The organism is Streptomyces sp. NPDC005402, assembly GCF_040606575.1.
Taxonomy (GTDB): domain Bacteria; phylum Actinomycetota; class Actinomycetes; order Streptomycetales; family Streptomycetaceae; genus Streptomyces.
The window spans coordinates 18,035-31,312 of the sequence record NZ_JBEXFB010000004.1; the positions used below are offsets into that span (position 1 = coordinate 18,035).

Consider the following 13,278-nt stretch of genomic DNA (forward strand, 5'->3'; position numbering starts at 1 on the left):
TGCCTCGTACGGTGCCCTCCTCCAGGACGCGGGGGAGGGCACCGTATGAGATGGCCTCAGACGGCCACGGGTTCCGCGGCCGGCTTGCGTTCCTCCGCCGAGCGCTTGGCGAACAGCCGGTCCAGGCCGAACGCGCCGGACCCGGTGAAGACCAGCAGCAGGAAGGCCCAGCTGAACATCGCGGCGGCCTCACCGCCGTTCTCCATGGGCCACAGGGCCGTGGGTTGGTGCACCTTGAAGTACGCGTACGCCATGGATCCCGCGGCGAGCAGCGCGGCGCCGCGCGTGCCCAGGCCGAGCAGCACGAGGCCGCCGCAGACGAGCTGGATCACGGCCGCGTACCAGCCGGGCCAGGTGCCCGTTTCGAGGGTGCCGCCGTCGGTGCCAGGGACACCGCCGAGGACACCGAAGAGGGAGGCCGCGCCGTGACAGAGGAAGAGCAGGCCGACGACGATGCGGTACAGGCCGAGGGCGTATGGCTGGGCGCTGTTCAGGCGTCCGGTCATTGTGGGGGACTCCTTCGGTCGGGTCGGTCCCACAGGGGGGTCGCCCCAGGGGGATGGGACCGAGTCGGCCCTCCACGTTAGGTGCGCCTAACCGGTGCTTGCAAGTTCAACATTTAGCCATCGGTTTACCTCTGCTGCCCCTTCCGTTTCACCCGCAGCCGCACGTGGAACGGCTCTCGCCCACCGCACCGACGCCCGAAAGTGTGTCCGAATCCCAACCTGACGCGGGTGCGTTCGAGGCGAACTACCTTGCCGAAGACGGTACTTGACGAGATGTCAGGTGATACGACCTCAGAGCCGGGCCGTCTCCCGGCCGCTCTCCCCGGTGAGTTCGGCCTCCGAGATCGTCACCAACCTCGTCCGTCCCTCGCCCGCCTCCCGCGCGTGGTCCAGCCGCAGCCGTGCCGAACGACCGTTCAACGTCAGCGTCATGAGCTGGTTGCCGAACCAGGGTCCGCCCGTGTGTCGCCAGGAGACCGGCGGTCGCGCACAGCCGCCGTGCCGGGCGAGCCCCCGCCCGAGCGCCCGCGCCGTCGCGCTCCAGCCGAAGCGGAAGCCGAACCGGATGTACGCGGGCACGGAGTTGTGGACGGGGGAGCAGGTGAGCTGGAGGACGCGGGCGTCCGGCCCGTCCGTGTGCCACTTCGGTTCGGCCACGTACGCGTGGTGCACGTCCCCCGACAGCACCAGCACCGTCGCCGGCGCCTCGGGACCCGACCCCACCTCGGCGATCAGATCCGCCAGCGCCGTGAAGGAGTCCGGGAACGCCGCCCAGTGCTCCAGATCCGCCTTGCGCCGCAGGTTCTCCCCGAACCGGGCCCAGCGCGCCCCGCGATCCCCCCGGCACAGCGCGGCGTCCCACGCCTCGGCGTCGTGCACCAGGTGCGGCAGCAGCCAGGGCAGCGAGGTGCCGATCAGAAGGTGGTCGTAGGAGGCGCGGTCCTCCAGCGCCTGCTCGCGCACCCACTCCGCCTCGCCGGGGTCCAGCATCGACCGGTTCTCCTCGTCGAGGACGCGGGCCGCGCGGGAGTCCACCATGAGCAGCCGCACCCGGCCGAAGTCGCGCCGGTAACTCCAGCGCACCGAGGCCGCGTCGGCCTCCGCCCGGCAGGCGAAGGCGCGCAACTCGTCGGTGCCGTCGGGCGATCGGCGTACGGCGGCGTAGAGCGGGTCGGCGGCCAGTTCGGCCGGGGGGAGGTTGCCCAGGTGCTGGTAGACCCAGTACGACATCAGCCCGCTCAGCAGCCGCTCCCGCCACCACGACACGGTGCGCATGTCCTCGACCCAGGAGGCGGAGGTGTTCCAGTCGTCGATGACGTCGTGGTCGTCGAAGATCATGCAACTGGGCACGGTGGACAGCAGCCAGCGCACCTCGGGGTCGAGCCAGGACTCGTAGTAGAGGTGGGTGTACTCCTCGTAGTCCGCCACCTGGTCGCCCGGCGGGTCGCTCAGGTCGCGGCGTGCGGCCAGCCAGCTCTGCGTCGCCGGGGAGGTCTCGTCGGCGTAGACCTGGTCGCCCAGGAGGATGAGGACGTCCGGCCGTTCGCCCTCCGGCTCGGCGGCGATCCGGGTCGCGAGGGTGTCCAGGGCGTCGGGGCCCACGGGGTCCTTCTCGCCCTCCGGGGGCGCGGCCCAGCGGCAGGAGCCGAAGGCGACGCGGACGGGCGCCTCCTCGGTGGGCGTGTGGATCACGGAGGGCGGGAAGGGCGAGTCCGGCAGCGGCCACACGCGTGTGCCGTCCAGGAACACCTCGTACGACCGCTCGGTGCCGGGAGTGAGGCCGTCGACCGGGACGAGGGCGTAGTGGTGCCCCGCGATCTGGAAGGTGGGGGCCTCGCCACCGGTGCCGTCCGAGCAGCGCACCTCGGCGGTGCATGGACGGCTCGTCTCGACCCATACGGTCGCGGACGAGCCGTCGATGTACCTGAGCAGTGGTCCGACCCGCAGATCCGTCACGTGATCCTCCTCCGTCGCCCCGTACGGTACGGAACGACGGAGGGTCGCGGGGAGATTCCGTTACGGAATCGTCAGCAGTTGGCGAGGTAGCTCGTCAGCGCGCTCTTCTCCGCGGAGTCGACGGAGAGGTCGTAGTAGTACTTCACCTGGACCCAGGCGCGGACGTAGGTGCAGCGGTACGAGGTGAGCGACGGCATCCAGGTGGCCGGGTCCTGGTCGCCCTTGGACTGGTTCACGTTGTCCGTCACCGCGAGCAGCTGGGGGCGGGTGACGTCGTTGGCGAAGGACTGGCGCTGGGCGGTGGTCCAGGCGCTCGCGCCGGAGTCCCAGGCCTCGGCGAGCGGGACCAGGTGGTCGATGTCGAGGTCGGAGGCGGCGGTCCAGGTCGCGCCGTCGTACGGGGAGTACCAGCTGCCGCTGGTGGCGGTGCAGGCGGAGTTGGTGACGACGTTCGAGCCGTCCCGCTTGAGGATGTACTCACGGGTGTTGCAGGTACCGCTGATGGCGATCCACGTCGGGAACAGGTCGCGGTCGTACCCGGTGCGGTTCTCCGTCGCCACGGTGAGCGAGGCGAGGTAGGTGCGGGCGGTGGCCGCGCTGACCGGGGTGGGGAGGGCGGCGGAGGCGGTCGGGCCGTTCAGAACAGCGACGGAGGCTATGAGCGCGGTGAGCGCCCCGAGTATGCTGAGCCGTCGACGCGCGTAGAACTTCGGCATGGGAACTCCCTTGGGGGACGGGGGTGTTGGAGCGCGAGCGGTCGAATGCTCGCGGCTCCGTGTTGCGGGGAGATGTGCGTTCGGTGAGAAGTTAGTGACGTGTGCATGACACGACAAGGTTTACGACGAAACGATCACGTACGATGGAGGGCGTTGAAGGGGAGTAGCTCTTCGCCGGACCGTCGACATACTGCTCAGCTCGTCTGAGCCGGCGCCCGGAGGCAGGTCTTCAGGGATCGGCCAGCGAGACCTTCGGCCAGTAGTGCACTGACTGTGTGCTGCCGTGCCGAGGCCGTTTCGCAGGAACACTCTCGGTGGGGCAGCCCCGACCGATTGAGGACCCTTGATCAGCTTCACCGTGACGGCCGTCGTCTTCGGCGTCGTCTTCCTCGCCGAACTGCCGGACAAGACCGCGCTCGCCGGCCTCGTCCTCGGCACCCGTTACCGCGCGTCCTACGTCTTCGCGGGCGTCGCAGCCGCCTTCGCGCTGCATGTCGCGCTCGCCGTGGCGGCGGGCAGCGTGCTGACCCTGCTGCCGCAGCAGATCGTGCAGGCGCTGACGGGCGTGCTCTTCCTGGGCGGCGCGGCCGTCCTGCTCCTGAAGAAGGACGACGGTGACGAGGAGATCCGCAACCCGGAGGACCAGTCCTTCTGGAAGGTCGCCGGAGCCGGGTTCATGCTCATCCTGGTCGCCGAGTTCGGGGACCTGACCCAGATCATGACGGCGAACCTCGCGGCCCGCTACGACGACCCGCTCTCCGTCGGCCTCGGCGCGGTGCTCGCGCTGTGGGCGGTGGCCGGTCTCGGCATCGTCGGTGGAAAGGCCCTGATGAAGCGGGTTCCGCTGAAGCTCATCACCAAGGTCGCGGCGCTGCTGATGCTGGCGCTCGGGCTGTGGAGCCTGTGGGAGGCCGTGACCGGCTGAGCTGAACGGTGGGTGAACTGTGCCGGGCGCTCTCCCGGCGTGGTGGCGGGAACCCGCCCGATTTTGTACCGTGGAGAAACAAAGTGGCCTCCGCCCGTTTTCCCTGACCGGCGGGCGGGGCCGCCTTGTCCCTCCGGGGGGTGCGGGGGAGACACCTCCGAAGCCCCACGTCCCGCGTCTTGGAGCTGCCGATGACGGCCACCGCCGCCCCCACCGTGCTCACCGCCCGCGCCCTCCTGCTCGACATGGACGGCACCCTCGTCAACTCCGACGCCGTCGTGGAACGCATCTGGCGCCGCTGGGCCGAACACCACGGGCTGGACGGCGACGAGGTCATGAACGTGGTCCACGGCCGCCAGGGACACGCCTCGATGGCGGTCCTGCTGCCCGGCCGCCCCATGGAGCAGAACCTCGCGGACAACGCGCGCATGCTCGCGGAGGAGACCGCGGACATGGACGGGGTGGTGGCGATACCGGGGGCGCGGGAGTTCCTGGCCTCCCTGCGGGGGCTGCCGCACGCCCTGGTGACCTCGGCCGACGTCCCGCTGTCCACGGCCCGGATGGCCGCCGCGGGGCTGGAGCTGCCCGACGTCCGCGTCACCGCGGAGTCGGTCGGCGCCAGCAAGCCCGACCCCGAGGGATTCCTCAAGGGTGCCGCCGAGCTGGGTGTGGCACCGGCGGACTGCGTGGTCTTCGAGGACTCCGGAGCGGGGATCGCGGCCGGAAAGGCGGCCGGGATGCGCGTGGTCGGGGTCGGCCCGAGGGCCGGTCTGCACGGCCCGGACGTGGTGGTCCAGGACCTGACGCAGGTGCGGGTGGAGCCGGTGCAGGACGGCACGATCCGTCTCCACGTGAGTTAGACGTCCTTCAGGGGCGCGGGGAACTGCGCGGCCGGTGCCCACCGGACGCGCAGCCGGAATGCAGCCTATGGCTCGGTACGGCGGGGGTCTGGTGGTCCGGGACCTGACCCGGGTGCGGGTGGAGGACGGCACGACCCGTCTCCACGTGAGTTAGACCTCCTTCAGTGGCGCGCAGCCGGAAAGCGGCGGCCTATGGCTCGGTCGTCTCCGACTCCAGGCGCTCCCGGGTCAGGAGGTCGTACACCCCGTATTCCTGCACCTGGATCCCCCGGGCCCACTGATACCGGCTCACCGCGTCCTCGACGCCCTCGTTGTAGTGTCCGCTCGCCTTCCTCGAGTACAGCCCGAGCTGGGTGAGCCGCAGTTCGAGCTCGACCACCTCCGGCCCCTCGGACCCCCGCCGCAGAACCGGCGGAGCAGCCTCGCGGGCCGCGTCGGCCCCGGCCGCCGGTTTTGTCGCGGCGGAGGCCGACGGGGTCGCCGAGGGCGCCGCCGACCGGGACGGGCTCGGAGAGGCGCTGGACCCCGACGGTGACGGGGAGGCCGACGGGCTCGCGCTCGCCGTGGCGGACGGGGGCGCGGCGGACGGCCGTACGGACGCCTTGGCCGTGGACGGGGGCGCCGACGCCGCGCTCGTCGTCGCGTCCGGCACCGCCGGCCGGACGTCCCGCGGTGCCGCCTGGTCCCGCGACGGCGGCTCGTACGCGAACAGCCCGCTGGCCAGGCCGGCCGCGGCGACCACGGTCACGACCGCCCCGCCGGTGGCGAGAAGGACCGTACGGCGTCGCGTGCGGCGCGGGCGCGCGTCGGTGGTCCTCCCGTGTGCGGAAGAGCCTCCCGCCGCCTCGAACAGGCTCAGATCGGTGGGGCTCGGGGTGGCCGTCGGCGGGGTCAGCGCGCGCAGCGGCATGGTGGCGTCCGGCGCGGGCACCCTCGGCGCCGGCGCGGTCTCGTCGTCCAGCTCCACGTACGGCCGTATGCGCAGCGGATCGAAGTCCTCCGCCGCGGCCGCCTCCGCCGTACGCGCGTCCCGCAGCGCGTCCGACGCGCGCTGGGTGCACCCGCAGGACGGGGTGTTGTCCGCCCCTCTCGGTGCCCCGCACTCCGGGCACAGATGGCCGTTCGGCTCCGCCATGTGTTCGTCCCTCCCCTCACAAACTCCAGCGATTATGCAGAACCCCTCCACAGCCGACTTTCGGAAGCCCCCGGAATACCGGCTTCCAACAGGACTCAACAGGCCGTAAACGGTCACACCGACCACGATGGAGAGACAACTGGAGCCTCGGGAGGTCTTCATGGCCGCGGATGCGCACGGTATGACGGAGGATGTGCACGACGCGCGAGAACACCATGTGTCCGGCAACGTCCTCGTATCGATCGGGGCCCTGCTGCTCGGCATGCTGCTCGCCGCGCTGGACCAGACGATCGTGTCGACCGCGCTGCCCACCATCGTCAGCGACCTCGGCGGGATGGACCATCTGTCGTGGGTGGTGACCGCGTATCTGCTGGCCTCCACCGCCGCGACACCGCTGTGGGGCAAGCTCGGGGACCAGTACGGGCGCAAGCGGCTGTTCCAGACCGCGATCGTGATCTTCCTGATCGGGTCGGCGTTGTGCGGCATGTCCCAGGACATGACCCAGCTGATCGCGTTCAGGGCGCTGCAGGGGCTGGGCGGCGGCGGGCTGATGGTGCTGTCGATGGCGATCGTCGGCGATCTCGTCCCGCCGCGCGAACGAGGGCGCTACCAGGGGTTGTTCGGGGCTGTCTTCGGGGCGACCAGTGTGCTCGGACCGCTGCTGGGCGGGCTGTTCACCGAGCATCTGAGCTGGCGTTGGGTGTTCTACGTCAACCTTCCGGTGGGCGTGGTCGCGCTGGCCGTGATCGCCGTCGTGCTGCGCATTCCGCGTAAGTCGACGAAGCACGTCATCGACTATCTGGGGACCTTCCTCATCGCCGCCGTCGCCACCTGCCTGGTGCTGGTGGCCTCGCTGGGCGGCAACACCTGGGGCTGGGGGTCGCCCCAGATCGTCGGGCTCGCGGTGCTGGGGGTGGCGCTGGCGGTCGCGTTCGTGGCGGTCGAACGGCGGGCCGCCGAGCCGGTGCTGCCGTTGAAGCTGTTCCGCGTGCGGACCTTCACCCTGTCCGCCGTCATCAGCTTCATCGTCGGGTTCGCGATGTTCGGGGCCATGACCTATCTGCCCACCTTCCTCCAGGTGGTGCACGGAGTCTCGCCGACCATGTCCGGCGTGCACATGCTGCCCATGGTGTTCGGCCTGCTGCTGTCCTCGACGGTTTCCGGGCAGATCGTCAGCCGTACCGGACGCTGGAAGGTGTTCCCGGTGGCCGGGACCGCGGTCACCACGCTGGGACTGCTGCTTCTGCACCGGCTCGACGAGAGCAGTTCCACCTGGGTGATGAGCCTGTACTTCTGTGTCTTCGGACTGGGACTCGGGCTGGTCATGCAGGTGCTGGTGCTGATCGTGCAGAACGCCGTCTCCTACGAGGATCTCGGCGTCGCCACGTCCGGTGCGACCTTCTTCCGGTCCATCGGAGCGTCCTTCGGCGTCGCCATCTTCGGAACGGTCTTCGCGAACCGGCTCGGCGACAAGCTGGCCGAGGCCCTTCGGGGCGCCCAACTGCCGCCCGGGGTCTCGGTCTCGGGGATCGAGGCCGACTCCCGCGGGCTCGCGCAGCTGCCGGGCTCGCTCAGGCCCGAGGCACTGCACGCGTACGCCTCGTCGATCACCGACGTCTTCCTCTACGCCGCGCCCGTCGCGTTCCTCGGGTTCGTGCTGGCGTGGTTCCTCAAGGAGGACCGGCTGCGCGGGTCGGTCACGGCGCCCGACGTCACGGAGACGCTGGCCAGCAACCCCGTGGAACGGTCGTCGTACGACGAGGTGTGCCGGGCGCTGTCGGTGCTCGGGACCCGCGAGGGGCGGCGGGAGATCTACCGGGAGATCACCGCGCGGGCCGGGTACGACCTGCTGCCCGCGTCGAGCTGGCTCGTGCTGCGCATGCGGAAGTACGGGTGGGTCGAGCCGGCACTGCTCGCCGTGCGCACCCCCGTGCCGCTGGGGGCGATCATCGAGGCGGCGCGGCAGGTGGAGGAACGGGGGCTGGCGTCCCGGCAGGGCCCCGATCTGCTGCTCACCGAGCCCGGACAGGAGGTAGCCGCACGGCTCGCGTCGGCTCGGGAGGAGTCGCTGGGAGAGCTGCTGGGGGACTGGTGGGGGCCCGACCGGCCCACGGATCTCACTCAGCTGGTGAAGGACCTGAACGACGAACTGTGCGGCTCCGACCGGGAACAGCCGCACGAGGGGCCTGCGGCCCGGCTGTGACGGTGCGCCACCTGGGCGGGTGGGGTTGCGCGTTCGGCTGCGGCCTGGTGGGGGCGGGCGTTCGGCGCGGTTCCCCGCGCCCCTGATGCCTGCGGCGCAGCTGCGGGCCGGGTGGGGGGCGGGGGCTGCCCCCACCCGGCCCCTTCTCGCCGTAGGCGTCGGCTCGCTACAGCGTCTTGCCCAGCGTGTGGTCCGCGTAGATGTCGTCGCTGTACGGCTCGATCTCCTCGTAGCCGAGCCTCGCGTACAGGGCCAGGGCCTCGGTCAGGTCCTTGCGGGTCTCCAGGATCACTCGGGTGGCGCCCAGGCCTCGGGCCGCGGACTCCGCCGCCTCGACGAGGAGGGCCGCGCCGCCCTTGCCGCGCATCTCCGCGCGCAGGTAGACCCTGGTCAACTCGGCGCTTCCGTCGGGGCGCAGGCGTATGCCCGCGGTCCCGGCCGCTTCTCCCTCGAAGCGTGCCACAAGCAACAGACCTGTAGGAGGCGTCAGTTCGCCGCCCGTGTGTCTCGCCACCTCCCGCTCCAGCTCGGCCGGGTCTGTCCTGCGGTTCTCGTGGAGGACGTAGTAGCGGTCGCTGACCTCCGTGTAGTAGGCGCGCCAAAGTGCCGCTGCCGTGGGGGAGTCGGGGGCTTCGGGGGTGACGGTCCAGGTCATGGCCTGATTGTCGCGTACACATATGCGGAGACGGTTTGAACAAACCGTTCAGGGCAACCCGGCAGATATGTCAACAGGCCTGATCATCGCTCTGATCGTGATCGTGGCGGCCGTCCTCGTAGGGGCGGCCGTCCTGACCCTGCGTGGCCGGGGCGCGCAGCACGGCCGGGGCCTGAAGCGACGCTTCGGGCCCGAATACGACCGTACCGTGGCCCGGCACGACGGGGACGAGAAGGCCGCCGAGCGCGAACTCGCCGAGCGCGTCGAGCGGCACGGATCCCTGCGCAAGCAGCCACTCGAACCGGCGCAGCGCCAGCGGTACGAGGACCGCTGGACGGCCGCCCAGGAACGCTTCGTCGACTCCCCTCGGGAGGCCGTCGCCGAGGCGGATCGGCTGCTCGCCGAGCTCGCCGAGGCCCGGGGTTTCCCGGGCGGCGGGCAGTACGACGAACAGTTCAACGCGCTGTCCGTGCACCACGCGGACCATGTGCACGGCTACCGGCGGGTGCACGCGGTGGCCAGTGCCCGCACGAACGCCCGGCAGGACGGCGACGGCCGGACGGACACGGAGGAGATGCGTGCCGCCATGCTCGAGGCGCGAGCCCTCTTCGAGGACCTCGTCGGCCCGGCGCGCAGCCGCGAGGAGTCCCGTACACCCACCAGCGAGTCCCACGTGCGCGCGGGTCAGCCCCGCGACGGTCGCGACGACAGCCGGGGACATCTGCCGTGGGCATTCAACAAGCGTCACGCGAAGGGGAGTTGAGCTGACATGACGGATGCCACGAGCAGGCCGGGCGCCGACGGCACCCGGGGTGAGGGAAGGACCGGCAGGGGTACGGGCAACGACCCCGCGGGTTCGCGCAGTCCCCTGGTGACGCCCACCGAGACCGAGGCGCCGGATCTGGATCCGGCGGGACGTCCGGCGGCCGGCACGACCGGTGCTGAGCGGCGTGGGCCGGGCACCGGTGACGAGGGCGGCTTCGGCGGTGACTCCGCTGCCGGCCGTGACAAGACGTCCGGCCTCGGTCGGGAGACCGAGCGCGGGCGGGACGCCGGTTCCGACGCCGTCGGCGGTGTCGGAACGGGCGTGGGCGGCCCCTCGGGCCACAAGGGTCACGACGGCCACATGGGCCGCAAGGGCCACGAAGGTCACGATGCCGGGCTGCTGCCGCACGACGAGTGCGACAAGCTCAGCACGCGGCTCCAGCAGGCTGTCGCCGGGTTCGTGGACGAACCCCGGTCCGCCGTCGAGGAGGCCGACCACGTGCTGGAGGAGGTCGCCGCCCGGTTCACCGACGCCGTCACGCAGCGTCGGCGCACCCTGCGCAACTCCTGGCAGAGCGGCGACGGCGGTCAGAACAAGGCCATGAGCGCCGGCGACACCGAGCAACTCCGGCTGGCGCTGCGGGACTACCGCGAGCTGGCGGAGCGGCTGCTGCACAGCTGACCCATCGTCCCTACGTACGACCGGCCTGCCGCCCGAAGTCGGGCGGCGGGCCGCTTTGGGTTCCTTGCGCCGGACACCGCCGTGCCGGGCGATTTATCATGCGGCGGCGGCGAGCCGACGTGGTTGCCGCGCAAGGACCTTTCAAGAGGAGCGCACGTGCTCGAACTCACCATGGCCGTCGTCACCGCGGCGGAGGAGGGTGCCACGGCCGGAATGCAGATGGCCGACGCACCCAGTGACCCGGGCACCGTGCTGCGCGTGGGCCGGGACAAGTCCGTATGCCGGCTCGCGACCCCCGAAGACTGGCTGTTCGTCTCCCGGGTGCACCTGGAGTTCCTGTGCGGGCCCGAGGGCGTCTGGCAGGTGACCTGGCTGCAGGGCTCGCAGCCCGATCCCTCGTCCGAGGTACAACTGGTGGCCGGGGCCTACGCGCAGCCGCTGGTCTACGGCGGCTCCGTGACGCTGCCCCGGGGCGGCAACGGCGAGATCGTCATCCGCGACCGCACCGCCCCGCGCAGCGTCAACGTCGGTTTCTACCACGAGGTGTGAGAGTCCCGGCTCACGGCAGCACGCGGGCCAGCGCGAAGCCGTCGTAGCCCTTGCTGCCCACCGTCTGGATCGCGGTGGCGCTCAACCTCGGGTGCCCGCCGATCAGTTCGAGCGCGGTGCGGGTGCCCTGGACGTCGGGGGCGGGGTTGCCGGGGTCGGCGACCCGGCCGCCCCGTACGACGTTGTCCACCACGATCAGGCTGCCCGCGCTGGTGAGCTTGAGCGCCCACTCCACGTAGTGCGGGTTGTTGACCTTGTCGGCGTCGATGAAGACCAGGTCGAACGGGGGCGGGTTCTCGTCGGCCAGCCGGGGGAGGGACTCCAGGGCGGGGCCGACCCGCACCTCGACGACCTTGTCGAGGCCCGCGCGGGCGAGGTTGCGGGTGGCGACCTCGGCGTGCTTCGGGTCGTACTCCAGTGACACCAGGCGGCCGTCGGTGGGCAGGGCGCGGGCCAGCCAGATCGTGCTGTAGCCGCCGAGCGTGCCGAGCTCCAGGATCGTGCGGGCGCCCTGGATCTGGGCGAGGAGCTGCAGGAACTTGCCCTGTGGTGCGGTGATCGCGATCTGCGGCAGGTCGGCGGCCTCGCTGTCGCGCAAGGCCGCCCGGAGTACTTCGTCTTCGGGCGCGAGGTGGGTGGTGAAGTAGTCGTCGACGTCGTCCCAGAGCTGCGACTCGCTCATGCACCTGTGCCTTTCATATGTCTAGTTAGAGCTGCTAACTAGTTGCGCTAATGAATATAGTCGCGCTCCCACCTCGTGTCCGGGTATTTACTTCTGCGGGGGCGAGCCGGGCAGCGGCCGACCCGCCGACTCCGTCATGAACCACACCGCCACACCGCCGATCACGGCCGCGGCCATCATGTAGTAGGCGGGCATCATCATGTTCCCGGTCGCGCCGATCAACGCGGTCACCACCAGCGGTGTCGTGCCGCCGAAGAGGGACACCGAGACGTTGAAGCCGACCGACAGGGAGCTGTAGCGCACCCGGGTCGGGAAGAGGGCCGGGAGGGCGGACGGCATCGCCGCCGTGAAGCAGACCAGGAGCAGGCCCAGCGCGCCCATGCCGAGCGCGATCGCGAACAGGCTGCCCTGGCGGATCAGCAGCAGGGCCGGGACCGACAGGAACAGGAAGCCGACGCAGCCCGCGGCGATCACCGGCCGGCGCCCGACACGGTCGCTCAGGGCGCCCGCGAAGGGCTGGACGACCATCATCAGCGCCATCACGCCGAGGACGACCAGCAGGCCGTGCGTCTCGTCGTACCCCAGCTCGCTGGTCAGATAGCTCGGCATGTACGACAGCAGCATGTAGTCGGTGACGTTGAAGACCAGGACCAGGCCCACGCACAGCAGCAGCGCCTGCCACTGGCCGGTGATCATCTCGCGCAGCGGGACCTTCCGGCGGCTGGACCCGGCCTTCTCGGCCTCGGCCGCGAACGCCGGGGTCTCCTCCAGGCGCAGCCGCAGATAGAGGCCGATGACACCCATCGGGCCCGCGATCAGGAACGGGATCCGCCAGCCCCACGACACCAGGTCCTCGGTGGACAGCAGGGCCGTCATCAGCGTGACCAGGCCGGCGCCGGCGATGTAACCGGCCAGCGTGCCGAACTCCAGCCAGCTGCCGAGGAAGCCTCGCTTTTTGTCGGGCGCGTACTCGGCGATGAAGGTGGACGCGCCCGCGTACTCGCCGCCGGTCGAGAAGCCCTGGACCAGGCGGGCGGCCAGGAGCAGCAGCGGTGCGCCGACGCCGATGGTGCCGTACGAGGGGATCAGCCCGATGGAGAAGGTGCCGGCCGCCATCATGATCATGGTCACGGCGAGGACCTTCTGGCGGCCCACACGGTCGCCCAGCGGGCCGAAGACCAGGCCGCCGAGCGGGCGGACCAGGAAGGCCGCGGCGAAGGCGCCGAACGTGGACAGGAGCTGGGCGGTCGGATTGCCGGACGGGAAGAAGACCTTGCCCAGGGTGACGGCGATGTAGCTGTAGACGCCGAAGTCGAACCACTCCATGGCGTTGCCCAGTGCGGCGGCCTTCACGGCTCGCTTCACGAGGGCAGGGTCGACGGCGACGGCCTCGGGGGTGCCGGGGTCGCGAGGGGTGCGGACGGGGTGAGAGAGGGCGGGAGCACTCGCCAAAACTTCGCTCGCCTGCCTTTCGACGGGGACAAGGGCAAAAAGCGACCATAGGCGGACTTGCCGGGCTTACGTCCCGCTCACGTCCGGTCGCGAACCGTAAATAAACGTGCTTTATGCAGGTACCCTGCGCCTGGCCGGGGACGCGCCTTCCCGTAGCCCATGTGATCCATCTCGCGCCTGTCCGCGCGGGGC

At 70.8% G+C, this 13,278-nt stretch carries 13 protein-coding genes; 6 read left to right on the plus strand and 7 right to left on the minus strand.

Translation table 11 applies throughout. From position 1 onward, the window contains the following. Window positions 1-56: 56 nt before the first annotated feature. From ABZT02_RS08555 to ABZT02_RS08565, 3 genes are all read right to left on the minus strand, one after another. Window positions 57-506, minus strand: a complete 450-nt coding sequence (locus ABZT02_RS08555) for a DoxX family protein (RefSeq protein ID WP_356015608.1) — start codon at window positions 504-506, stop codon at window positions 57-59. Between the two features lie 291 nt (window positions 507-797). Continuing rightward, window positions 798-2,462: an alkaline phosphatase D family protein gene (locus ABZT02_RS08560; RefSeq protein ID WP_356015610.1), complete on the minus strand. Its 1,665-nt coding sequence runs from the start codon at window positions 2,460-2,462 to the stop codon at window positions 798-800. 71 nt (window positions 2,463-2,533) lie between these two features. Next, the gene (locus ABZT02_RS08565; protein ID WP_356015611.1) at window positions 2,534-3,178 is read right to left on the minus strand and encodes an HNH endonuclease family protein; all 645 of its coding nucleotides are present in this window, start codon (window positions 3,176-3,178) and stop codon (window positions 2,534-2,536) included. 343 nt (window positions 3,179-3,521) lie between these two features. Between ABZT02_RS08565 and ABZT02_RS08570 the strand changes: the two genes are divergently transcribed. Together ABZT02_RS08570 and ABZT02_RS08575 are read left to right on the plus strand one after the other, a co-directional pair. Then, window positions 3,522-4,103, plus strand: a complete 582-nt coding sequence (locus tag ABZT02_RS08570; protein ID WP_356015612.1) for a TMEM165/GDT1 family protein — start codon at window positions 3,522-3,524, stop codon at window positions 4,101-4,103. Window positions 4,104-4,294: 191 nt separating this feature from the next. After that, window positions 4,295-4,963 (plus strand): HAD-IA family hydrolase, encoded by a 669-nt coding sequence (locus ABZT02_RS08575; protein WP_356015615.1) that lies wholly within the window; start codon window positions 4,295-4,297, stop codon window positions 4,961-4,963. Window positions 4,964-5,153: 190 nt separating this feature from the next. On the opposite strand, the gene ABZT02_RS08580 is transcribed toward ABZT02_RS08575, so the two are convergent. Next, a complete protein-coding gene (locus ABZT02_RS08580; protein ID WP_356015616.1) occupies window positions 5,154-6,098 on the minus strand; it encodes a peptidoglycan-binding domain-containing protein in 945 nt (314 codons plus the stop codon). A gap of 160 nt (window positions 6,099-6,258) precedes the next feature. On the opposite strand from ABZT02_RS08580, the gene ABZT02_RS08585 reads away from it, so the two are divergent. After that, window positions 6,259-8,301: an MDR family MFS transporter gene (locus ABZT02_RS08585; protein WP_356016307.1), complete on the plus strand. Its 2,043-nt coding sequence runs from the start codon at window positions 6,259-6,261 to the stop codon at window positions 8,299-8,301. Window positions 8,302-8,467: 166 nt separating this feature from the next. Here the strand turns inward: ABZT02_RS08585 and ABZT02_RS08590 are convergent, their stop codons facing one another. Then, window positions 8,468-8,956 carry a GNAT family N-acetyltransferase gene (locus tag ABZT02_RS08590; RefSeq protein ID WP_356015617.1) on the minus strand — a complete coding sequence of 163 codons (489 nt, stop codon included), beginning with the start codon at window positions 8,954-8,956 and terminating at the stop codon, window positions 8,468-8,470. A 67-nt stretch (window positions 8,957-9,023) separates the two neighbouring features. Here ABZT02_RS08590 and ABZT02_RS08595 point away from each other — a divergent pair, with 67 nt between their 5' ends. From ABZT02_RS08595 to ABZT02_RS08605, 3 genes are all read left to right on the plus strand, one after another. Then, window positions 9,024-9,719, plus strand: a complete 696-nt coding sequence (locus ABZT02_RS08595) for a hypothetical protein (RefSeq protein ID WP_356015618.1) — start codon at window positions 9,024-9,026, stop codon at window positions 9,717-9,719. 6 nt (window positions 9,720-9,725) lie between these two features. Beyond that, complete coding sequence (locus ABZT02_RS08600) at window positions 9,726-10,403, plus strand: hypothetical protein (protein WP_356015619.1); 678 nt, start codon at window positions 9,726-9,728, stop codon at window positions 10,401-10,403. Between the two features lie 156 nt (window positions 10,404-10,559). Further along, window positions 10,560-10,952 carry a hypothetical protein gene (locus tag ABZT02_RS08605; protein WP_351987774.1) on the plus strand — a complete coding sequence of 131 codons (393 nt, stop codon included), beginning with the start codon at window positions 10,560-10,562 and terminating at the stop codon, window positions 10,950-10,952. A gap of 10 nt (window positions 10,953-10,962) precedes the next feature. Here ABZT02_RS08605 and ABZT02_RS08610 read toward each other — a convergent pair whose 3' ends face one another. Beyond that, window positions 10,963-11,634 carry an O-methyltransferase gene (locus ABZT02_RS08610; RefSeq protein WP_356015621.1) on the minus strand — a complete coding sequence of 224 codons (672 nt, stop codon included), beginning with the start codon at window positions 11,632-11,634 and terminating at the stop codon, window positions 10,963-10,965. Window positions 11,635-11,721: 87 nt separating this feature from the next. Then, complete coding sequence (gene proP, locus ABZT02_RS08615; RefSeq protein ID WP_356015624.1) at window positions 11,722-13,086, minus strand: glycine betaine/L-proline transporter ProP; 1,365 nt, start codon at window positions 13,084-13,086, stop codon at window positions 11,722-11,724. Window positions 13,087-13,278: the final 192 nt, after the last annotated feature.